We start from the raw sequence: 21,310 nt of genomic DNA on the forward strand, positions 1-21,310 counted from the left end.
ATGAAGGCAGCACCCGAGGACCAGGCCACCCTGCTCGACCTGCAGCGACTCGACAACGACATCACGCGTCTGGCGCACCGGATCAGCTCCCTGCAGAAGGGCGAGCACCTCACCGAACTCGGCACCCGCGCCGCCGCCCTCCGCGCGCAGCTCGTCGTCGCCGTCGGCGAGGTCGAGGACGCCGAACGCGACCTCGCCCGGCTCGAGTCCGACACCGCGACCGCACAGGCCCGTGTCGAGCGGGACACGACCCTGCTCCAGAACGTCGGCAACGCGAAGGACGCCGCCGGGCTGCAGAACGAACTCGACTCGCTGACCCGGCGCATCGGTGACCTCGAGACGCAGGAGCTCGAGGTGATGGAGACGCTCGACCGCCTGCGCGCACGGGTCGGCGACGTCGAGGCGCAACTCGCTGAGCTCGACGGCGAGCGTGGACGGCTCATGGGCGTCCGCGACGACGGCATCGCCCGGTTCGAGAAGGACCGCGTCGCGGCCGTGCAGGCGCGGGCGGAAGTGGCTGCTGCGGTCCCGGCAGACCTCCTCGCCCTCTACGAGCGGCAGCGTGCACGGTACGGGTTCGGCGCGTCGCTCCTGCAGGGCGGCGTCTCGACGGCGTCCGGGGTGACGCTGACGAACTCCGACCTGGCGGCGATCCGAGCAGCGGCACCGGACGACGTCGTGCTCTGCCCGGACAGTGACGCGATCCTCGTGCGGACGGCGGAGTCCGGCCTCTGAGTCGACGACGACGGCCCCCGACACCTCGCGGTGTCGGGGGCCGTGCTGTGTGGATCGAGGCGAACGGGCCGGCCGTACGCCGGGTTCTGTCCCGCGACTTCCGCCGCGGTGACGGCCATCTCTCTCGGACCGACGTTGCCGTCGGCCTCCAGCGGTCCACCCGAGGACTCGGCGAGCAGCCTCGACGTCCTCTGTCTGACCTTGCTCCGGGCGAGGTTTACCGAGCGGATCCGGTCACCCGGACCCCTGGTGGTCTCTTACACCACCGTTTCACCCTTACCGACGTCGCCGCCGGCGGTCTGCTTTCTGTGGCACTGTCTCGCGGATTGCTCCGGGTGGGTGTTACCCACCGCCCTGCTCTGTGGAGCCCGGACGTTCCTCGGCACTCCCGGGGGAGTGACGCGACCGTCTCACCGACCCGTTCGCTGATCCCATCCTACGGGCAGACGCGACCGTGCAGTGCAGGACGATCGGCGACCCGTTCGCTGATCGCGTCCGACGGGCAGACGCGACCGTGCAGTGCAGGACGATCGGCGACCCGTCCGCTCCGACGAGTTCAGCCGTTGCTGCGCGCGGCCAGGGTCGCGGCACCGATGATGCCGGCGTTGTTCCGGAGCGTCGCCGGGATGATCTCGGCCTGCAGGTCGAGCAACGGCAGGAACTCCTCGTGCTGCTTCGACACCCCGCCGCCGACGACGAACAGCTCGGGGGAGAGCAGGGCCTCGAGGCGCGAGTAGTACTTCTGCAGCCGCTTCGCCCAGTGCTTCCACGACAGGTCGTCGCGCTCCTTGGCGGCGAACGACGCCTTCGTCTCGTAGTCGACGCCGTCGATCTCGAGGTGCCCGAGTTCGGCGTTGACGATGAGCACGCCGTCGTTGATGAGGGCGGTGCCGATGCCGGTGCCGAGGGTGGTCACGATGACGAGGCCGTCACGGCCCTTCGCGGCACCGAACTGCTGCTCGGCGAACCCGGCGGCGTCGGCGTCGTTGACGAAGTGGATCGAGCGACCGAGTTCCTTCTCGAAGAGCGCCTCGGCCTCGAAGCCGATCCACTTCTTCGACACGTTCGCCGCCGACATGGTCTTGCCGCCGCGCACGATCGCGGGGAAGCAGACACCGACGGCCACGTCGGACGCCGGCGACAGGTCGTCGAGGATCGACTTGGCCACGTCGACGATGTCCTGCGGTTTCCCGCCCTCGGGCGTCGCCTTCTTGATGCGGTCGGTCGTGAGCTGACCGGACTCGGTGTCGACGATCGCGCCCTTGATGCCTGTACCGCCGATGTCGACGCCGACTGCGAGTGAGGTCATGAGGAACGGTGCCTTCCGGTAGACGTGCTGAGGGGTGGTGCGGTCAGGAGACGGTGAGGAGTTCGGCGCCGCGTTCGGTGACGACGAGCGTGTGCTCGAACTGCGCGGTCCACGACCGGTCCCGCGTGGTCACGGTCCAGTCGTCGTCCCAGATGTCGGCGTCGATCGCGCCCAGCGTCAGCATGGGTTCGATCGTGAAGACCATGCCGGGCTCGATGACGGTGTCGTACCGGACGTCGTCGACGTGCGGGATGATCAGCCCGGAGTGGAACGCCCGGCCGACGCCGTGACCGGTGTAGTCGCGGACGACGCCGTAGCCGAAGCGCTTGGCGTACGACTCGATGGCGCGGCCGATGACGTTCACCTGCCGGCCGGGGGCGACGGCGCGGATGCCGCGGCGCAGGGCCTCCTCGGTCCGGGTGACGAGGTCCTGGACCTCCTGCGACGCCGAGCCGACCACGAAGGTGCGGTTCGTGTCGCCGTGCATGCCGTCCTTGTACGCCGTGATGTCGATGTTCACGATGTCGCCGTCCTGCAGCACCGTGTCGTCCGGGATGCCGTGGCAGATGACCTCGTTGAGGGACGAGCAGAGCGACTTCGGGAAGCCGCGGTAGCCGAGCGTGGAGGGGTAGGCACCGTGGCCGACGACGAACTCGTGCCCGATCCGGTCGAGCTCGTCCGTCGTCACACCCGGGCGGATGGCGGCACCCACCGCATCGATGGCCTGCGAGGCGATGCGCCCGGCGGTGCGGATGCGGTCGACCTCGTCGGGCGTGTAGATGTCACCGAGGCCGTGCTCGTGCGGTTCCACCTTGCCGACGTACTCGGGACGCTCGATGTCCTTCGGGACCGGCCGCTGCGGGGAGATCCGGCCGGCGGTCAGGTGTCCGTGTTCGTCCCGGGGCATGCGCTCCACTCTAGCGGCGGGCCGGAGCGGCCTGCCCGCGCCGTGCGGTCGGCGGGTACGGTCGGGCTCATGAGCGACGAACGCATCGAGTCCCAGTGGTGGTACAACGACAAGACCGGCGAGGTCGAACAGGGCCTCAAGTCGACGAACCGACACCACATCGGTCCGTTCGCCACCCGCGACGAGGCCGCGCACGCCCTCGACCGCATCCGCGCGAACAACGAGCGCGCGGACGCGGCCGACGCCGAGGGCTGACCCGCTACTCGGCGGAGCGGTCGCTGCCGTCCGCCGGGAGCTCGGGTTCGGTGCGGAAGCCGATGAGCTTGTGCGTGCCGTCGCAGTACGGCTTCAGCACCGACTTGCCGCACCGGCAGAGCGCCACGGTGCGGCGGCGCCGGGGCAGTTCCTGCCCGTCCGGCCCGAGCACGGCGACGTCCCCGCGGAGCAGGAACGGCCCGTCCGGGTAGGCGACGATCGACGGCTCGTCGGCCTGCTCACGCGACAACCGTGACACCGCCCGACGTGACGGCGGCGTCGTCGAGCGGACGGCGGAGCGAGCTGCGCCCGGCCTCCCAGCTCGAGAGCAGCTGGGCGCCGGCCATCCCCTCGACCGTCAGGCACGCCGCCGCGCCGAACATGACGTCGTCCAGGAGGGTCGGGTCGGCCTCCACGAGCCCGCCGGCGAGGTCGCGACCGGCGATCTGCTCGTGCACGGCGTCGGCCTCGACGTGCTCGTCGAAGTACCAGGTCGCGTCCTCGTCGAACCCGTTCCGGCGGAACCCGTCCCCGTAGAGCTTGCTCGGGATCGAGGACGTCATCTCGAACGCGGCGAGGTGTCCGACGATCGCGCCGCGCAGGCGCCGGTGCAGCCCGAACATGGTCATCATGTTGAGCGCGCCGAGCGTGATCGCCGGCAGGTGGTCGACGTAGGCACCGTACGAGTCGTCGAGCCCGGCGGCCCGGAGCGTCCGGGCGAAGATCGCCGAGTGCATGCGCTTGGGCCGTCCACCGCCGTACTCGTCCGACTGGATCTCGACGAGCGCGGCCTTCGCGCGGCCGGACAGGCGGGGGATCGCCCAGCTGTGCGGGTCGGCCTCCTTCAGCGTGTAGGCGGTCTTCTGCACGAGGAACTCGCGGATCTGCTCACGGTCGGCCTTGCGTGCCACCCATCGGGAGACACTCGGTCCGCTGTCGGCGGCGGTGAGGGCGAAGAGGGCTGCCGACACCGCCTCGGCCGTGGCCTCCGGCCGTTCCGGTACCGGGACGACGGCGCGCACGGCGGACTCGAGCGCCGTCTCGAGCACGGCGCGCGTCGCGAGCAGCGTCGTGTCCCACTCCAACCTGTCGTCGACCCCGTGGACCCCGCCGTGGTGGAGTTCGTACAGGACGAAGAGCGCGAGCTGGACGTCGTCGTCGTGCAGGACGTCGGACGCGGCGGCGACGGCGGCGGCCGCGGTGGTCGGCAGCGATTCCCCGGGCGCACCGGAGAGCAGGGCGTCGAGGACGGCCGCGCTCAACGGGCCGCGCGGCTCCGGCGCAGGCATGGGGGTCTGGGTGAGGACTTCGGTGGCGTCGAGGACGGCCATGACGGTGCTCCTTCGCGGATCGGTACCACTCCGATACTGGTCGGTACCCCTGACAACAGGCCGCGCGGGCCGTCGACCGCGCGCGTCCCGCCCACGACCAGCGGCCTGGGCACTAGCCTGTGAGCACGGTCGCGATGCGGCCTCCGGCGAGCCGCGACGCGGCCCGGCGAACACGGAAAGGTCGTGCATGGACAAGCAGACGGACTTCGTGCTCCGCACCATCGAGGAGCGCGGGATCAAGTTCATCCGACTCTGGTTCACCGACGTGATCGGCACGCTCAAGTCGGTCGCCATCGCACCGGCCGAGGTCGAGGGTGCGTTCGCCGAGGGCATCGGGTTCGACGGTTCGGCGATCGAGGGGCTCACCCGGTCGTACGAGGCCGACGTGCTCGCGCACCCGGACCCCTCGACCTTCCAGATCCTGCCGTGGCGCGGTGAGGTCGACCCCACCGCGCGGATGTTCTGCGACATCACGACGCCGGACGGGCAGCCCGCCGTGGCCGACCCGCGCAACGTCCTGAAGCGGACCCTCGCGAAGGCGAGCGACCGCGGCTTCACCTTCTACACGCACCCCGAGATCGAGTTCTACCTGCTGAAGAGCCGTGACTGGAAGGACGGCGGCCCGCAGCCCGTCGACCAGGCCGGTTACTTCGACAACGTCCCCGGCGGCAGCGCACACGACTTCCGTCGGCGCTCGGTCCGCATGCTCGAAGACCTCGGCATCTCGGTGGAGTTCAGCCACCACGAGGCCGGTCCGGGTCAGAACGAGATCGACCTCCGCTACGCCGACGCGCTGACCATGGCGGACAACATCATGACCTTCCGCACCGTGGTCAAGGAGGTGGCGATCGAGCAGGGCGTGTACGCGACCTTCATGCCGAAGCCCCTGTCCGGTCAGCCCGGGTCCGGCATGCACACGCACGTCTCGCTCTTCGAGGGCGACCAGAACGCGTTCTACGAGCCCGGCGGCGAGTACCAGCTCTCGCCGACGGCCAAGCAGTTCATCGCCGGTGTGCTCCGGCACGCGCCGGAGATCACCGCGGTGACGAACCAGTTCGTGAACTCGTACAAGCGGCTCTGGGGCGGTGACGAGGCCCCGTCCTTCGTCACCTGGGGCCACAACAACCGCTCGGCGCTCGTCCGGGTGCCGCTGTACAAGCCGAACAAGGGTCAGTCCGCCCGTGTCGAGTACCGCGGCATCGACTCCGCCGCGAACCCCTACCTGGCGTACTCGCTGCTGCTCGCCGCCGGCCTGAAGGGCATCGAGGAGGGCTACGAGCTCCCCGCCGAGGCCGAGGACAACGTCTGGAGCCTGTCCGACTCCGAGCGGAAGGCCCTCGGCTACAGCCAGCTGCCGGCGAGCCTCGACCACGCACTGTCGCTCATGGAGGACTCCGAGCTCGTCGCCGAGACCCTCGGTGAGCAGGTCTTCAACTTCGTCCTGCTGAACAAGCGCCAGGAGTGGAAGCGGTACCGCGACCAGGTGACGCCGTTCGAGCTGGACACGAACCTCGGCATGCTCTGATCCACCGGCAGCGCACCACGGGAGCACTCGCGAGATGACGGGCAGGACGGCGACGTCGCGGTCACAGCTGGCGCGGCTCGGCTTCGCCGACCTGTCCGGCACGCTCGAGCGGATCGCCGCCCTGGAGGCCCGCCCCGCGTCGGACCCCCGTGTCCCGATCGCGGATGCCGAGTCCGTCTGGGCCGCCACCGCGGACCCGGACGGTGCCCTGCTCGCGATCGAGCGTCTGGTCGAGGCGGTTCCGGACCGGCTGCGTCCCGTCCTCGCCGACCCGGCCGCCACCGAGCGTCTGGTCCGGCTGCTCGGCTCCTCGATCGGCCTCGCCGAGTTCCTGCAGCGACGCCCGGAGGAACTGACGCTGCTGCTCGACCCGGTCACCCCGCCGCAGTCCCAGGAGCGCTACACGGCCTCCCTGACCGAGGCCGTCGACGGCAGCTCGGGCGAGACCGCGCGCCGCCGCCTCCGGGTCCGCTACCGCCGGCACCTCGCCCAGATCGCCCTGTTCGACGTCCTGCACCCGGTGCCGACCGAGGCGTTCCCGGCCGTGGCAGCCGGGCTCGCCGACCTGGCCGGCGCCGCGCTCGACGTCGCGGTCGCCGTGGCCCGTCGCGAGGTCCCGTTCCCCGCCGCCGAGGTCGCCGCGACCCCCCTCGCGGTCATCGCGATGGGCAAGGCGGGCGCCCGCGAGCTGAACTACGTCAGCGACGTGGACGTCATCTACGTCACCGAACCGACCGAGCCGGCGGAGGGCGACGACGCGCCGTCGATCGGGACCGACCGCGCGGTCCTCATCGCGACCCGCCTCGCGATCGCGGCCACGCACGTCATCACCGACCTCGCCGCGGAGCCCGCGCTGTGGGAGGTCGACGCGAACCTCCGCCCGGAGGGCAAGGACGGCGCGCTCGTCCGGACGCTGGAGTCCCACGTGGCCTACTACGAGCGGTGGGCGAAGGGGTGGGAGTTCCAGGCGCTGCTCAAGGCGCGGGCGATCGCCGGGTCGATCGACCTGGGGGAGCGGTACGTCGCCGCGGTGGCGCCCTTCGTGTGGGAGTCGTCGAAGCGCCCCGGGTTCGTCGAGTCCGTTCAGCGGATGCGGGAGCGGGTCACCGCGCACATCCCGGACGGTCAGGTGGACCGCCAGCTGAAGCTCGGCCCGGGTGGCCTGCGCGACGTCGAGTTCACGGTGCAGCTGCTCCAGCTCGTGCACGGCCGGGACGACGAGTCCGTGCGGGTCCGGTCGACGCTCGAGGCCATGGACGCCCTGGCGGCCGCGGGCTACGTCGGACGTCCCGAAGCGGCCCGGTTCGGGCCGGACTACGCCCTGCTCCGGGTGCTCGAGCACCACATCCAGCTCCGACGGCTGCAGCGGACGCACCTCATGCCGAGCGACGAGGACGAACTCCGCGTGCTCGCCCGGTCGACGCGACTGGCGTCCTCGGCGTCGGCGCTGCAGGACCGCTGGCGATCGGTGAAGCTCGAGGTGCGGGGGCTGCACGAGCGGCTCTTCTACCGGCCGATGCTCTCGGCGGTGGCGGCGACCGACGGTGAGATCGTCCTGACGAGCGGACAGGTCCGCGACCGCCTGACCGCGATCGGGTTCCTCGACCCAGACGGCGCCGTCGCACACATCCGTGCCCTGACGCAGGGGACCTCGCGCCGTGCGGCCATCCAACGGAACCTGCTGCCGGTGCTCCTGCGGTGGATGGCGGAGGGACCGGCACCGGACCGCGCCCTCCTGGCCTTCCGGCGACTGAGCGACACCCTGGGGGAGTCGAGCTGGTTCCTCCGGATGCTCCGCGACTCCTCGGGCGCCGCGCACAGCCTCACGACGGTGCTGTCGGAGTCGGCGTTCCTGTCGGGACTGCTCGAGCGCTTCCCGGAGGCCGTCGCCTGGCTCGACGAACCGGAGACCCTGCTGCGCCCCCGACCGCTGCCGGCCCTGCTCGCGGAGACCGGAGCGACGACCGCCCGTCACGGCGACGCCGTGGACACGGCGGCGGCCCTCCTGCGCAGCGTCCGTCGGCGGGAGACGCTGCGACTGGGCATGGCGGCGGTGCTCGGGCACCTCGACGTCGACGGGCTCGGTCCTGCGCTGAGCGACGTGACGGAGGCGACGCTGAGCGGCGCACTCGACCTGGCCCGTCGGGACGCCCCGGAGGGCCTGGAGTTCGGCGTCATCGCGATGGGGCGGTACGGCGGCCGCGAGCTCGGGTTCGGGTCCGACGCGGACGTCCTGTTCGTGTACCGGTCCGAGACGGTGCCGAACGAGGTCGCGTCGCGGGCGGCGCAGGTGGTCGTGCGCGAACTGAACCGGTTGACCGAGGACGCCCTGCACCCCTTCGAGCTCGACATCGGGCTGCGGCCGGAGGGCGGGAACGGCCCGGTCGTGCGCTCGTTCGACTCCTACGCCGCGTACTACGCCCGCTGGTCGCTCACATGGGAGGCCCAGGCCCTGCTACGGGCACGCGGTGCCGTGGGGGACCCGCAGCTCCTCCGGGACTTCGAGCACCTCGCCGACCGCACGCGGTACCCGGAGTCGATCGAGGAGCGCGAGGTCCGTGAGGTCCGGCGCATCAAGGCCCGCGTCGAGTCGGAGCGGCTGCCGCGCGGAGCCGACCCCGCACGGCACCTCAAGCTCGGACGTGGTTCCCTCAGCGACGTCGAGTGGTTCGTGCAGCTCCTGCAGCTGCAGCACGGGCGCGCGCAGCCGTCGCTCCGGACCACCTCGACGCTCGAGGCCCTCGACGCTGCGACGGACGCCGGCTGGGTCACCGCGGAGGACGCTGAGAAGCTCGCGGCCGCCTGGCGGTTCGCCTCACGCACCCGGAGCGCGCTCGTGCTCTGGTCCGGTCGCACGACCGACGTCCTGCCGGTCGAACGCACGCAGCTCGAGGGGATCGCGCGTCTGCTGGAGTACCCGCCGGGCTCGGCGTCGCAGCTCGAGGAGGACTACCTCGCCGTGACGCGTCGCGCGCGACAGGTGTTCGAACGCGAGTTCTACGGCACCTGATCGCTCGGCGGGCCGCGCGACACGCCCGGGACGCTCCGTTCGGGCGGAGGATCGCGAGTTGTCTTCCGCAATTTCCACGACGACGCCGTCGTACCCCGAGTGATGGAATACCGTACCCCGTTCGGTTCAGACACGGTACCGCTGTCAGCGCGTGACCAGGGTTTCGGAACACGCGCGGCCCACGCCGCAACGGCGGCTGGCGGATGCCGCTGAAGTGCCTGCTGACCGGGGGTTCCTCGTCTGCCGGCGCCGGGCCTCCCGGCCGGACCCGCCGTCGGTCGCCCGGCTGCGAGCCGTGGGACCGGTCCACGGAACTGCTGTCAGCACCAGTGCGGACACGGCCCTGTCCGGCGTGCAGTGGACGCCGGTGTACCCCGGGGCACAACGCCGTCACCCCCGGCCGAGGGGCACGTTGCGCGGCGCGTCTGCGTTCTGTCTGAATGAGGACACCCGAACCGACCCCCGATTTCCCGATGGCGCGGAATCTCCCCTTCGAACGTTGCAGCAGGGATCGATGTTCACCTTCATCCTCCAGATCCGGCAGATGGTCGACGGCCACCCCGAGTTCTACCTCTTCACCGTGTACTCACTGGTGATCTGGTTGCTCTGGTTGCTCAAGGTCGTCCTCTCCGCCCGGTACCGCCCCTTCACCGGCACGTACACCGGGACGACCAGCGTGGTCGTCCCCGTCGTGGACGAGCCGCTCGACCTGTTCCGTGACGTCATCGGCCGCATGGTCGAGCAGCGTCCCGGCGAGATCATCGTCGTCATCAACGGCGCCCGGAACGAGGCACTCGAAGCGGTCTGCGACGAGTTCGCGCCGCTGGTCCGCTGGACCCACACGCCGATCCCCGGCAAGCGCAACGCCGTCAAGGTCGGCACCGAGATGTCCACCGGCGACATCACGGTGCTCGTCGACTCCGACACCGTCTGGACGCCCGGCACCCTCGTCGAACTCCTCCGGCCGTTCGCGGACGAGTCGGTCGGCGGCGTCACCACCCGCCAGCGCATCCTCGAGCCGACCCGCTCGTGGATCACCCGCTGGGCGGACTGGCTCGAGAACTCCCGCGCGCTGTACTCGATGCCCGCGCAGAGCGTGCTCGGTCAGATCGGCTGCCTGCCCGGTCGCACGATCGCGTTCCGCCGCAGCATCCTCGTCCGTGTGATGGACAAGTTCATGCACGAGGAGTTCATGGGCGTCTTCCTCGAGGTGTCCGACGACCGGACGCTCACGAACCTGACGCTCAAGGAGGGCTACCGGACCGTCTACCAGTACACGTCGCTCGTGTACACGGACGCCCCGCTGCAGGTCAAGAAGCTGTTCAAGCAGCAGCTCCGCTGGGCCCGCGGGTCGCAGTACAACACGCTTCGGATGCTGCCCTGGATGCTCGGCCACGCGCCGGTCCTCGCCCTGTTCTTCCTGACGGACATCATCCTGCCGTTCATGCTCTTCGGCGTGATCGCCGGGTGGGTCTACCGGGCGCTCACCGGGCAGGGTCAGAACCTGTACGAGGGGATCCTGCACCAGTACGGCTTCTCGACGGGGTTCGTCTACGTGGCGGGGCTCATGGTCGTCTCGAGCGTGCTGAGCATGGCGATCCGGCAGATGCGGCACCTGGCCGAGAAGCCCTCCGACTTCTTCCGCCTGCCGATGTTCATCATCGTCTCGACGTTCTTCCTCATGCCGATCCGCCTCATCGGGTTCTTCCGTCTCGCCCACGCGAGCGGTTGGGGGACCCGTGCCGGTGCCTACGCCGGCGGTCCGGTCGAGGAGGACCCGGCGCAGCCGCAGCCCCGCGCCGCGGCCGTCCCGGTGAGTCCGGTCGACCACGACCCGTCCGCCCCCGTCGGCGGCACGGACGAGCAGGCCGCCGTCGACCGCGCGTTCGACGAGATCTTCGGTCCGGACGCCACCACGGCCTCCACCACGACCGTCCTCGCCACCCGCCGCGACGTCGCGACCGCGACCGAGCGACAGGCACAGCGCGCCCCGAAGCCCTCCCGTCCCCGTCGTCTCAACCCCTACGCGTCGATCCCCTACGTGATCGGGATCGCGGTCTTCGCTCTGGAGGCGTTCCTCATTGTCTGATCTCCCTCGCTCCACCGGCACCTGGTGGGCACCCTCGACCCGACACGCCAAGCGCACCGCCGTCGGCATGGCGGCCATCGTCGCCGTCCTCTCGCTCATCACCTGGTCGGTGTGGATCTCGCCCTCCGGGCCGGTCTCCTCGGCCGTCAGCCGAGCGCTCGGCGTCCCGACCAAGCAGGAGCAACCGGCGGACGCCGAGGCGCTCGAAGCGAAGCTCACCGCAGCCCAGGAGCGGATCTGGAAGCTCGAGGGCAAGTTGCAGAGCACCACGGCGCAGGCCGGCTCCCGCGGCGACCAGCTCACCCAGCTCAAGGGCCAGATCGCCGACCTGCGGTCGCAGCTCGCGCACGCCCGGTCGGCGTCCGGAGCGGACCACTCCTCGGGAGGCTCGTCCTCCTCCGGCACGTCGTCCTCCGGCGGCCACGCCGGCAGCTCCGGGTCCGGGTCCGGATCGGGGTCCGGATCGGGAGCGTCCGGGCAGGGCGGCGGTCCGACCGTCGTGCCCGGCAAGGACGGCCCGTCGACGGACCCGGACCCCGCGGTCCCCGTCGACGTCCCGACCAAGGCCGAGGTGCTCGCACAGCAGTCCCGCTGGTACGGCCTGTACACGGCGCAGTCGCCCTTCAACTGGGCGGAGTACGACCAGGTGTCCCAGCAGGTCGGTACCGCCACGAACATGGTCGGCTACTTCCAGGGCTTCGACCAGGACTTCAACGCCGACGCCGTCCAGCGCTCCTGGACGAACGGGCGTGTCCCGATGCTCACCTGGGAGAGCCGTCCGTTGAAGACCGGCAACGACCAGAAGTACGTGCCCGGCTACACGAACGCCGACGTCACCGGCGGGGCGTTCGACCGGTACCTGACGCAGTACGCCGAGGCCCTCGTGGCGAACGGCCAGCCCGTCGTCATCCGGCTCGACCACGAGATGAACGGCAGCTGGTACAACTGGGCCGACGGCACCGTCCAGCAGAACGCACCGGGCTCGTTCGTCGCGATGTGGCAGCACGTGCACGACGTCTTCGACCGTGCCGGCGCGAACGACTACGTCATCTGGAACTGGTCGCCGACGCGCATCGACGCCCTGGGCAACCCGAAGTACCAGACGCTCGACTACCTGAAGGCGTACTACCCGGGTGACGACTACGTCGACTGGGTCGGCATGAGCGGCTACTACCGGAAGGCGGCCGAGGCTCCGACGTTCGACACCACCTTCGCGAAGACCATCGAGCAGCTCCGGCAGATCGCGCCCGAGAAGCGGATCCTGCTCAGCGAGATCGGCGCGACCGAGACCGGTGCCGCGGTCACGGACGGCCAGAAGGCGCGCTGGATCACCTCGCTCTTCGACGCCCTCGCCGACCCGGCGAACGCCGATGTCATCGGCTTCGCGTACTTCAGCGAGACCGCCACCACCATCGTCGACGGTGCCCGCACGACGAACGACTGGCGACTCAACTCCCGGGCCGACAGCATGGCGGCCTTCGCGGCCGGCATCGCCCGGAACGACATCGACTACGACCTGCAGGAGGTCAAGAAGTGACCACATCGCCATCCCGGGACGACGCCCGCCCCGCTCCCGTCATCAGCGTCATCGGCACCGGCTACCTCGGTGCCACGCACGCCGCCGCCATGGCCGAGATGGGCTTCGAGACCATCGGCGTGGACGTCGACCCGGCGAAGCTCGCGGCCCTGTCGGCCGGGCAGGTGCCGTTCTACGAGCCCGGACTGCCCGAACTCATCACGAAGCACGTCGCCACCGGGCGGCTCCGCTTCACCTCGTCCATCTCGGAAGCGGTCGCTGCGGCCGACGTGCACTTCGTCTGCGTCGGGACACCGCAGAAGGCCGGGTCGCACGCCGCGAACCTGTCGTACGTGGAGGCCGCCACCCGCGGTGTCGCCGAGCACCTCACCCACCCGGGTCTCATCGTCGGCAAGTCCACGGTCCCGGTCGGGACGGCAGCGCGCCTCCGCGGCATCGTCAGCGAGTTCACGCCCGCCGGCATCGACGCCGAACTCGTCTGGAACCCCGAGTTCCTGCGCGAGGGCAAAGCCGTCGAGGACACGCTCCACCCGGACCGCTTGGTCTGGGGCGGTGCGTCGGAGGCGGCGGACGCGGTGATCCGCGAGGTGTACGCCGCCCCGATCAGCGAGGGGACCCCGGTCATCACGACCGACCTCGCCACCGCCGAGCTCGTGAAGGTGAGCGCGAACGCGTTCCTCGCGACGAAGATCTCGTTCATCAACGCGATCTCCGAGATGTGCGCGATCACGGGCGCGGACGTCTCGACGCTCGCGGACGCCCTCGGGCACGACGCCCGCATCGGCCGGAAGTTCCTCAACGCCGGTCTCGGATTCGGGGGCGGGTGCCTGCCGAAGGACATCCGGGCGCTCATGCACCGCGCGGCCGAACTCGGCGCCGGGCGGGTCGTCGGGCTCATGCAGCAGGTCGACGAGATCAACATGGGCCAGCGCCAGCGGGTCATCGACATGGCGATCGAGTCCGCCGGGGGATCGGTGCTCAACCGCCGGATCGCCGTCGTCGGAGCGGCCTTCAAGCCCATGACCGACGACGTCCGGGACTCGCCGGCGCTCAACGTCGCGGCGGCGCTGCACCTCCGCGGCGCCCAGGTGACGCTGTGGGACCCCGAGGCGATGGAGACGGCGCGGCGCTCGTTCCCGACCCTCACGTACGCCGGATCGATGACGGAGGCGATCGAGGGCGCCGACCTCGTGCTCGTCCTCACCGAGTGGGACGAAGTCGTCGAGGCCGACCCGGTCGCCCTCGCCGCCCTCGTCGGTCAGCGGGTCGTGATCGACGCGCGCAACTGCCTCCCGGCCGCACGGTGGGTCGGGGCGGGCTGGACCGTCCGCTCCCTCGGCCGACCGAGCCCGGCCGCTGCGCCGGCCACGAGCGTCGCGGCCGGTGCGACGGACGCGCTGGTGACCGCGCGCTGAACAGACCGCGGTCGAGCGGGGCCCGTGCCGGCGACGGCGCGGGCCCCGCTCTCGTCTGCCGTGGTGCGGTGCGGTGCGGTGCGGTGCGCGGCCCGGTGCCGGTCCGCCGGGCCGCCACCGCGCCTCCAGGCGGACGCACACGGCGGTCCCGCCGCGGAAGCGACAGATCGGCGGGGAAGTTCGGCCGCCATCTGTCGCTTCCGCGCAGGGGACGGCTCCCCGCTCTGCGGACGCGCACACGAGGAAGGGCCCCACACCTGACGGTGCGGGGCCCTTCCTCGTGTGCGGAACTCAGACGCCGAAGTACAGTTCGTACTCGAACGGGTGGGGACGCTGCGCGAGGGGGAGGATCTCCTTCTCACGCTTGTAGTCGATCCAGGTCTGGATGAGGTCCTCGGTGAAGACGTTGCCCTTCGTGAGGAACTCGTGGTCCACCTCGAGCGCGTCGAGCGCCTGCGACAGGCCGGCCGGGACCTGGGGGATGTTCTTGGCTTCCTCGGGCGGCAGCTCGTAGAGGTCCTTGTCGACCGGCTCGTGCGGCTCGATGCGGTTCTGGATGCCGTCGAGGCCGGCCATGAGCTGCGCGGCGAAGGCGAGGTACGGGTTGCCGGACGCGTCGGGCGCGCGGAACTCGATGCGCTTGGCCTTCGGGTTCGTACCCGTGATCGGGATGCGGATCGCAGCCGAACGGTTGCCCGCCGAGTAGACGAGGTTGACGGGGGCCTCGAAGCCCGGGACCAGGCGGTGGTACGAGTTCACCGTCGGGTTCGTGAAGGCGAGCAGGGCCGGGGCGTGCCGCAGGATGCCGCCGATGTACCAGCGCGCGACGTCGGACAGGCCGCCGTAACCGTTCTCGTCGTAGAACAGCGGGGTGCCGTCCGACCAGAGCGACTGGTGCGTGTGCATGCCCGAACCGTTGTCACCGAACAGGGGCTTCGGCATGAACGTGGCGACCTTGCCCCACTGCTCGGCCGTGTTCTTGACGATGTATTTGAACTTGAGGATGTCGTCCGCGGCGTGGACCAGCGTGTCGAACTTGTAGTTGATCTCCTGCTGGCCGCCGGTGCCCACCTCGTGGTGCGCGCGCTCGAGCTCGAGGCCGGCGTCGATCAGCTTGAGCGAGATGTCGTCGCGCAGATCCGCCGTCTTGTCGACCGGCGAGACGGGGAAGTAGCCGCCCTTGTACGGGGTCTTGTTGGCGAGGTTGCCGCCCTCTTCCTCGCGGCCGGTGTTCCACGCGCCCTCTTCCGAGTCGACCGAGAAGAACGACTCGTTCTGCGTGACCGAGTAGCGGACGTCGTCGAAGATGTAGAACTCGGCCTCGGGGGCGAAGAACGCCGTGTCCGCGATGCCGGTCGAGGCGAGGTACTTCTCGGCCTTCTTGGCGACCTGGCGCGGGTCACGGCCGTAGATCTCGCCGTTGCGCGGGTTGTAGATGTCGAACACCATGATCAGCGTGCGCTCCGCGCGGAACGGGTCCACGTAGGCGGTCGTCACGTCGGGGATGAGCTGCATGTCCGACTCGTGGATCGACGCGAAGCCGCGGATCGAGGAGCCGTCGAAGAGCTGACCGACGGCGAAGAAGTCCTCGTCGACCGTTGATGCGGGGATGTTGAAGTGCTGCTGGACCCCGGGGAGGTCCGTGAACCGGATGTCGAGGAACTTGACGTCCGTGTCCTTGATGAACGCGAGCACCTCGGAGGAATCACTGAACATGCGAGTCGGTCTCCTGTGGCGTTGGGTGGTGTCGAGGGAACCAGGAGGCACCCTCCGACGAGGCTAGAGACACCGGGTTTCCCGGACGTGACTGCGTTGTTTCCAGCGTGTTACGCACCCGCCGACCGCCTACGCTGGGGACATGGCCCGCTCCACTCCGTCCACCCCGCCCGCAGCCGGCTCCGGTCGGACCGAGTGGCCGGGCAAGGTCCTGGGGCTGCCGGAGTCGGGTCCGCGGAGCATGGGCAGCTTCGGCCGGCGGTTCCTCGGGCTGGTGATCGACTGGGCGCTGGCCTCGCTCGTCTCCCTCGTCATCGGCACGTACGGCGCGGCGGGCAACTTCATCACGCTGGGCATCTTCGCCGTGCTGCAGGTCCTGTTCATCGCGCTCGCGTCGGGGTCGTTCGGGCACCTCTGTGTCGGGCTGCGCGTGGTGCCGATCCGCGGGGGCTACGTCGGTGTCTGGCGCCCGGCGGTCCGCACCGTGCTGCTGTGCATCGTCGTCCCGGCGCTCATCCACGCGAAGGACGGCCGTCCGCTCCACGACGGCGCTGCCGGTACGGTGCTCGTCCGCCGCTGACGGCGCGGGTCCTCGTCCGCCGGTGCCGTCCGAGCCGGCCGGTGCTGACCGAGCCGGCCGATGCCGTCCGAGCCGGCCGATGCCGTCCGATGCCGGAGGACGACGATGCCCCCGACCAGGACGGCCGGGGGCATCGGGACGCGGCGGTGACGGTCAGCGCGGGCGACCCGCTCGGACACGCGTGGGGTCGATGCCCTTCGGGATGGACGCGGCAGGACCGTGCGTCAGCGAGTCGAGTCGGTTCGACACCGCCAGCACCTCGTTCCGGTTCAGGGCCTTCTTGTGCTTGTTCATGGCCTTCGGCAGCTTGTGCAGCGTGACCTGGCCGTCACCATCGCCGACGTTGACGACGTGGATCGGCACGTTCGGGACGATGCGGGCCACCTTGCGGCGCTCCTCCTCGACCTGGCGCGTGAGGTTGCCGACCTGACCCTCGGTGATGAGGATGACGCCCGGCGTCCCGACCGCGCGGTAGACCGCAGCCTGCGAGCGACCGTGGACGGCGACCGGCATCTCGCTCGACCGCCACTGACGCCGCAGCGAGTTCGTCAGCACGGCGCCGACGGCACCGGGCTGCCCCTCGATCTGCGAGTACGCGGCCCGCTCGGCCAGACGCCCGAGCACGATGAGGAACAGCAGCACGCCGAGCAGGACGCCGGCGAGGATCCAGAGGACGATCGCGAGCCAGTTCTGACCCGGCAGGAGCAGCGCCAACAGGACGCCCGCCACGACCGGACCGAGGAACGCGAGGGCGAACCACCAGACGGACGACGGGTCGGCCCGGCGCGTCATGGTGAAGACCTGGTACATCTGCTTGAGACGACCGGGCTCCTTCGCCGGGGTGCTTGAGGAACTGCTGCGTGCCATGCCGTCAAGGATACGGCCTGGCACGCGGATCGGAGACCGCCCGCCCTCAGGCTGTGGGCGAACGGGACGTCTCCACCGGTCCTGGTCGCGGACGGGAGGCCCGCCCCACCGCCGGCACGCTGGTCACCGTGGACCTGGAGCAACCGACCGACCGCTGTTGGCGGACCGCGACGCCCTCGGACGCCTTCTGGGAGTGGGTCGCGGACCGCAGTTGCCTGGCGCACGACCACCTCGTCGCCGTCGCGCAGGTGGGTCGTGACGAGACCGGGGCGCTCGTCGTGCGGACGGCCGGACCGTCCGGGCTGGCGCTGCCGACGGCACTGGACCGCATCGGGACGCCGACACCGGGCGTCGCCGTGACGCTCACGCTCCCGCTGCTCGAGGTCGCGCTGCTGGCGGACGCCGGCGCGCTGCTGCTCGGCTCCGCCCGCGTGGAGGACGTCGTCGTCGACGACGTGGGCGCGGTCGTGCTCGTCGACCGCCCTCCGGGCGCGGACGGGCAGCAGCCCGCGGGGTCACTCCCCGGGGTCGAGGCGCTCGTGCTCGCGGTCCGTGCCGTCTGGGACCGTGTCGACGCCCGGGACGCCGGGATCGCGGGCCCGAGCGTGGACGGGATCGACGAACGGTGCTCCCTGGCGCGGACGCACGGCGGCGTGGCCCTCGTGGAGCTCGACCGCGCGGTCCGAGCGGCCGCACCACCGCGTCCCGTGCGGTGGGACCCGCCGCCGCTGCCCTACGCCTTCGAGACCGCAGACCGCCACGGCACGGCGACGGGCGGGCGTCCGGGAACGCCGGGAACGCTGCCGGTCGGCCGCCTGCTCGTGGCGTGTCGGGACGTCCTGACCTCGGGCGTCCCGCTCGCCGGCCGACGGGTCGGTGTCCGTGCGGTCGTGACCGTGCTGGTGGTCGTGGCGGGTCTCGTCGTCGCCGTCACGCAGGGTCGGGGCCGATGAGCGGGACGTGAACGCGGAACGGCCCCGCCTCCCGGGTGGGAGACGGGGCCGTCAGCGTGGTGTCGGTCCGACCTGGGTGGTCAGTACCCGAGGTTCGGAGCGAAGTTGCCCTCTTCGAGGCGGTTCTTCACGGCCACCAGGTACCGGGACGCGTCCGCGCCGTCGATGATCCGGTGGTCGTAGGAGAGCGCCAGGTAGACGAACGAACGGATCGCGATGGCCTCCTGGCCGTCGACCTTCACGACGGCCGGACGCTTCGTCACGATGCCCGTGCCGAGGATCGCCGACTGCGGCAGGAAGACGACCGGGGTGTCGAACAGCGCGCCGCGCGAACCGGTGTTGGTCAGCGTGAACGTGCCGCCGGCGAGCTCATCCGGCTTGAGCTGGTTGTTGCGCGTGCGCTCCGCGAGGTCCGCGATCGCCGTCGAGAACTGCGCGAGGTCGAGCGACGCCGCGTCCTTGATGACCGGGGTGAGCAGTCCGCGCTCGGTGTCGACCGCGATCGAGACGTTCTCGGTCTCCGGGTAGACGATCTCCTCGCCGTCGACGGTCGAGTTGATCTTCGGGTGCGCCTTGAGCGCCTCCGAGGCCGCGAGGGCGAAGAACGGCATGAAGGAGAGCTTCGAGCCGGTCTTCTCGAGGAACTCGGCCTTGTGCGCGTCACGGAACTGCGCGACCTTCGTCACGTCGACCTCGACGACACTGGTGAGCTGCGCGGTCGAGGTCATCGACTGCACGGCCCGCTCGGCCACGACCTTGCGCAGGCGGGTCATCTTCTCCCGCGTCCCACGCAGCGGCGAGACCTCGGCGACGAAGGGACCGGACTGGGCCGGAGCGCTGGTCGACGCCGACGCTGCCGGGGCGGCCGCCGCTGCCGAGGCCGCGGCGAGCACGTCCTCCTTGCGGATGCGGCCACCGACACCGGTGCCGGCGACGGTCGACAGGTCGACGCCCTGCTCGTTCGCGAGCTTGCGGACGAGCGGGGTGACGTACCCGGATGCCGCACCGTTGGTGGTGGGGTTCGGGACCTCGGCCGAGGGCGTCGACGCCGGGGCGGCCGCGGCGGGGACGGCCGCGGGAGCCGGGGCTGCCTTCGCCGGAGCGGGGACCGCGGCCGGCGGGGCGGCGGCGGGCGGCGGGACCGGAGCGGCCTGCGGCACGGGCGAGGCCGCCGGCGGCGCGGACGGAGCCTGCGGGGCCGCGGGCTGCGTCTGACCGGCCGGTGCGGGCTCGGGCTCGGTGGGCTCCGGGGCCTTGGCCTCGGTGTCCTGCTCCGTGCTCGGCGCGGTCTCCGGCTCGGACTCCTGTGCGACCGCCTCGGTCGCGTCGTCGGTGGACTCGGAACCGCCCTGGTCGGAGGAGTCGCCACCACCGGAACCGTCACCGATCTTCACGAGCGGGGTGCCGACCTCGACGGTCTCGTCCTCCTGGACGAGGATCTCCTCGATGACGCCGGCGACCGGCGACGGGATCTCGGTGTCGACCTTGTCGGTGGAGACCTCGAGCAGCGGCTCGTCGACCTCGATCCGGTCACCGACGTTCTTCAGCCATCGGGTGACCGTACCCTCGGTGACGCTCTCCCCGAGCGCCGGGAGGTTGACGGATTCGCTCATCGGGTGGACTCCTCTTCGCAGGCGTGGTTCGTGGTTGTGGTGTTCGTCGTGCGCACGTGCGTGTCGATCACAGCGCGTGCAGCGGCTTGCCCGCGAGGTGCAGGAAGGCCTCGCCGAGGGCTTCGTTCTGCGTGGGGTGGGCGTGCACGAGGGGAGCGACGTCCTCCGGGTGCGCTTCCCAGTTCACGGCGAGCTGGGCTTCACCGATGAGCTCGCCGACGCGCGCGCCGATCATGCTGACGCCGACGACCGGGCCGTCGATGACGCGGACGACCTTCACCGCACCGGCCGTGCCGATGATGTGGCTGCGGCCGTTGCCGGCGAGGTTGTACTCGTAGGTGTCGACCTTGTCGGCGCCGTACTGCTCCTCGGCCTTCGCCTGGGAGAGCCCGACCGAGGCGACCTCGGGGTCGGAGTAGGTGACCTTCGGGATGTTCGTGTCGGAGATGACGACCGGGTTGAGACCGGCGATCTCCTCGGCGACGAAGATGCCCTGCTGGAAGCCGCGGTGGGCGAGCTGCAGGCCCGGGACGATGTCGCCGACGGCGTAGACGTTCGGCAGGTTGGTGAGGAGGCGCTCGTTCGTCGTGACGAACCCGCGCTCCATGGCCACGCCGACCTCGTCGTAGCCGACGTTCTGCGTGACCGGGCCACGGCCGACGGCGACCAGGAGGACGTCGCCCTCGTAGGTCGCGCCGTTCTCGAGCGTGACGACGACGCCGTTCTCGTGCTGGTCGACGTGGTCGAACCGGACGCCGAGCGAGAACTCGATGCCGCGCTTGCGGAACGCGCGTTCGAGCTGCTTGGACATCGACTCGTCCTCGGCGGGGATGAGGTGCGGCAGGCCCTCGACGATCGTGACCTCGGCGCCGAACGACTTCCACACGCTGGCGAACTCGACACCGATCACGCCGCCACCCAGGATGACGACCTTGTTCGGGACGTAGTCCATGCGGAGCGCGGTCTCGGAGGTGATGACCCGGCCGCCGATCTCGAGGCCCGGCAGCGACTTCGAGTAGGAGCCGGTGGCGAGGACGACGTTGCGACCGGTGACCGTCTGGTCGCCGACCTGCACCGTGTTCTGCGAGGTCAGCCGGCCCCACCCCTCGACGACGGTGATGCCGCGGGCCTTGATGAGCCCCTGCAGGCCCTTGTACTTCGAGTTGATGACGCCCTGCTGGTACTCGATGACCTTCGGCACGTCGACGCCGGTGAACTCGGCGATGACACCGTACTTCTCCGCGTCACGGGTACCGTCGGCGATCTCGGCCGAGTGCAGCAGTGCCTTCGTCGGGATGCAGCCGCGGTGCAGACACGTCCCTCCGAGCTTGTCTCCCTCGATGAGCGCGACGCTCATGCCGAGCTCGGCGGCCCGGAGCGCTGCGGCGTAGCCGCCGCTGCCGCCACCGAGGACCACGACGTCGTAAGTCTGTTCCGTCACCTGGTGCAACTCCCTCGTGCGTGTCAG

Annotated in this window: 17 protein-coding genes and 1 other RNA gene; 9 read left to right on the forward strand and 9 right to left on the reverse strand. The window is 70.7% G+C overall.

Annotation, left to right across the window (positions count from 1 at the left end; genetic code table 11):
• The gene (locus DEI84_RS03540) at positions 1–735 is read left to right on the forward strand and encodes a zinc ribbon domain-containing protein (RefSeq protein ID WP_110889697.1); all 735 of its coding nucleotides are present in this window, start codon (positions 1–3) and stop codon (positions 733–735) included.
• A gap of 60 nt (positions 736–795) precedes the next feature.
• Here the strand turns inward: DEI84_RS03540 and rnpB are convergent.
• The 3 genes from rnpB to map form a co-directional block, all read right to left on the reverse strand.
• Positions 796–1,156, reverse strand: an RNA gene (gene rnpB / locus DEI84_RS03545) — RNase P RNA component class A.
• 135 nt (positions 1,157–1,291) lie between these two features.
• A complete protein-coding gene (ppgK, locus tag DEI84_RS03550; RefSeq protein ID WP_110825424.1) occupies positions 1,292–2,044 on the reverse strand; it encodes a polyphosphate--glucose phosphotransferase in 753 nt (250 codons plus the stop codon).
• A gap of 43 nt (positions 2,045–2,087) precedes the next feature.
• Positions 2,088–2,951: a type I methionyl aminopeptidase gene (gene map / locus DEI84_RS03555; RefSeq protein WP_110889698.1), complete on the reverse strand. Its 864-nt coding sequence runs from the start codon at positions 2,949–2,951 to the stop codon at positions 2,088–2,090.
• Between the two features lie 69 nt (positions 2,952–3,020).
• Here map and DEI84_RS03560 point away from each other — a divergent pair, with 69 nt between their 5' ends.
• On the forward strand, positions 3,021–3,206 hold the full coding sequence (locus DEI84_RS03560; RefSeq protein WP_110825426.1) for an SPOR domain-containing protein: 186 nt from the start codon (positions 3,021–3,023) through the stop codon (positions 3,204–3,206).
• A 4-nt stretch (positions 3,207–3,210) separates the two neighbouring features.
• On the opposite strand, the gene DEI84_RS03565 is transcribed toward DEI84_RS03560, so the two are convergent.
• On the reverse strand, positions 3,211–3,465 hold the full coding sequence (locus DEI84_RS03565) for a CDGSH iron-sulfur domain-containing protein (RefSeq protein WP_309146378.1): 255 nt from the start codon (positions 3,463–3,465) through the stop codon (positions 3,211–3,213).
• Positions 3,446–4,537: an iron-containing redox enzyme family protein gene (locus DEI84_RS03570; RefSeq protein ID WP_258371688.1), complete on the reverse strand. Its 1,092-nt coding sequence runs from the start codon at positions 4,535–4,537 to the stop codon at positions 3,446–3,448. Before DEI84_RS03570 ends, DEI84_RS03565 begins: the two co-directional genes overlap by 20 nt.
• Before the next feature lie 187 nt (positions 4,538–4,724).
• Between DEI84_RS03570 and glnA (DEI84_RS03575) the strand changes: the two genes are divergently transcribed.
• The 5 genes from glnA (DEI84_RS03575) (at position 4,725) to DEI84_RS03595 (ending at position 14,113) form a co-directional block, all read left to right on the forward strand.
• Positions 4,725–6,062 carry a type I glutamate--ammonia ligase gene (gene glnA, locus DEI84_RS03575; RefSeq protein ID WP_110889700.1) on the forward strand — a complete coding sequence of 446 codons (1,338 nt, stop codon included), beginning with the start codon at positions 4,725–4,727 and terminating at the stop codon, positions 6,060–6,062.
• 34 nt (positions 6,063–6,096) lie between these two features.
• On the forward strand, positions 6,097–9,072 hold the full coding sequence (locus tag DEI84_RS03580) for a bifunctional [glutamine synthetase] adenylyltransferase/[glutamine synthetase]-adenylyl-L-tyrosine phosphorylase (protein WP_110889701.1): 2,976 nt from the start codon (positions 6,097–6,099) through the stop codon (positions 9,070–9,072).
• A gap of 514 nt (positions 9,073–9,586) precedes the next feature.
• Positions 9,587–11,161 (forward strand): glycosyltransferase family 2 protein, encoded by a 1,575-nt coding sequence (locus DEI84_RS03585; protein ID WP_110889702.1) that lies wholly within the window; start codon positions 9,587–9,589, stop codon positions 11,159–11,161.
• Positions 11,154–12,698: a glycoside hydrolase family 26 protein gene (locus DEI84_RS03590; protein ID WP_146236299.1), complete on the forward strand. Its 1,545-nt coding sequence runs from the start codon at positions 11,154–11,156 to the stop codon at positions 12,696–12,698. Before DEI84_RS03585 ends, DEI84_RS03590 begins: the two co-directional genes overlap by 8 nt.
• Positions 12,695–14,113, forward strand: a complete 1,419-nt coding sequence (locus DEI84_RS03595; RefSeq protein WP_110889704.1) for a UDP-glucose/GDP-mannose dehydrogenase family protein — start codon at positions 12,695–12,697, stop codon at positions 14,111–14,113. Before DEI84_RS03590 ends, DEI84_RS03595 begins: the two co-directional genes overlap by 4 nt.
• A gap of 291 nt (positions 14,114–14,404) precedes the next feature.
• Here DEI84_RS03595 and glnA (DEI84_RS03600) read toward each other — a convergent pair whose 3' ends face one another.
• Positions 14,405–15,829 carry a type I glutamate--ammonia ligase gene (gene glnA, locus DEI84_RS03600; protein WP_110889705.1) on the reverse strand — a complete coding sequence of 475 codons (1,425 nt, stop codon included), beginning with the start codon at positions 15,827–15,829 and terminating at the stop codon, positions 14,405–14,407.
• A 142-nt stretch (positions 15,830–15,971) separates the two neighbouring features.
• Between glnA (DEI84_RS03600) and DEI84_RS03605 the strand changes: the two genes are divergently transcribed.
• Complete coding sequence (locus tag DEI84_RS03605) at positions 15,972–16,409, forward strand: RDD family protein (protein ID WP_110889706.1); 438 nt, start codon at positions 15,972–15,974, stop codon at positions 16,407–16,409.
• A 153-nt stretch (positions 16,410–16,562) separates the two neighbouring features.
• Here the strand turns inward: DEI84_RS03605 and DEI84_RS03610 are convergent, their stop codons facing one another.
• Entirely contained in the window at positions 16,563–17,276 is a 714-nt protein-coding gene (locus DEI84_RS03610) for a DUF4191 domain-containing protein (RefSeq protein WP_110825435.1), read from the reverse strand.
• Between the two features lie 128 nt (positions 17,277–17,404).
• Here DEI84_RS03610 and DEI84_RS03615 point away from each other — a divergent pair, with 128 nt between their 5' ends.
• Positions 17,405–18,229, forward strand: a complete 825-nt coding sequence (locus DEI84_RS03615; protein ID WP_146236300.1) for a hypothetical protein — start codon at positions 17,405–17,407, stop codon at positions 18,227–18,229.
• Positions 18,230–18,309: 80 nt separating this feature from the next.
• Here the strand turns inward: DEI84_RS03615 and sucB are convergent, their stop codons facing one another.
• Together sucB and lpdA are read right to left on the reverse strand one after the other, a co-directional pair.
• Positions 18,310–19,842, reverse strand: a complete 1,533-nt coding sequence (gene sucB / locus DEI84_RS03620) for a 2-oxoglutarate dehydrogenase, E2 component, dihydrolipoamide succinyltransferase (RefSeq protein ID WP_110889708.1) — start codon at positions 19,840–19,842, stop codon at positions 18,310–18,312.
• 67 nt (positions 19,843–19,909) lie between these two features.
• The gene (gene lpdA, locus DEI84_RS03625) at positions 19,910–21,283 is read right to left on the reverse strand and encodes a dihydrolipoyl dehydrogenase (RefSeq protein ID WP_110825438.1); all 1,374 of its coding nucleotides are present in this window, start codon (positions 21,281–21,283) and stop codon (positions 19,910–19,912) included.
• Positions 21,284–21,310 lie beyond the last annotated feature (27 nt).

The organism is Curtobacterium sp. MCBD17_023 (genome assembly GCF_003224415.1).
GTDB lineage: Bacteria > Actinomycetota > Actinomycetes > Actinomycetales > Microbacteriaceae > Curtobacterium.

What these genes read in the sequence shown, in the direction of transcription:
- DEI84_RS03540 (WP_110889697.1), top strand. Translation starts at nt 1, where the DNA reads ATGAAGGCAGCACCCGAGGACCAGGCCACCCTGCTCGACCTGCAGCGA.
- ppgK (WP_110825424.1), bottom strand. Translation starts at nt 2,044, where the DNA reads ATGACCTCACTCGCAGTCGGCGTCGACATCGGCGGTACAGGCATCAAG.
- map (WP_110889698.1), bottom strand. Translation starts at nt 2,951, where the DNA reads ATGCCCCGGGACGAACACGGACACCTGACCGCCGGCCGGATCTCCCCG.
- DEI84_RS03560 (WP_110825426.1), top strand. Translation starts at nt 3,021, where the DNA reads ATGAGCGACGAACGCATCGAGTCCCAGTGGTGGTACAACGACAAGACC.
- DEI84_RS03570 (WP_258371688.1), bottom strand. Translation starts at nt 4,537, where the DNA reads ATGGCCGTCCTCGACGCCACCGAAGTCCTCACCCAGACCCCCATGCCT.
- glnA (WP_110889700.1), top strand. Translation starts at nt 4,725, where the DNA reads ATGGACAAGCAGACGGACTTCGTGCTCCGCACCATCGAGGAGCGCGGG.
- DEI84_RS03580 (WP_110889701.1), top strand. Translation starts at nt 6,097, where the DNA reads ATGACGGGCAGGACGGCGACGTCGCGGTCACAGCTGGCGCGGCTCGGC.
- DEI84_RS03585 (WP_110889702.1), top strand. Translation starts at nt 9,587, where the DNA reads ATGTTCACCTTCATCCTCCAGATCCGGCAGATGGTCGACGGCCACCCC.
- glnA (WP_110889705.1), bottom strand. Translation starts at nt 15,829, where the DNA reads ATGTTCAGTGATTCCTCCGAGGTGCTCGCGTTCATCAAGGACACGGAC.
- DEI84_RS03605 (WP_110889706.1), top strand. Translation starts at nt 15,972, where the DNA reads ATGGCCCGCTCCACTCCGTCCACCCCGCCCGCAGCCGGCTCCGGTCGG.
- DEI84_RS03610 (WP_110825435.1), bottom strand. Translation starts at nt 17,276, where the DNA reads ATGGCACGCAGCAGTTCCTCAAGCACCCCGGCGAAGGAGCCCGGTCGT.
- sucB (WP_110889708.1), bottom strand. Translation starts at nt 19,842, where the DNA reads ATGAGCGAATCCGTCAACCTCCCGGCGCTCGGGGAGAGCGTCACCGAG.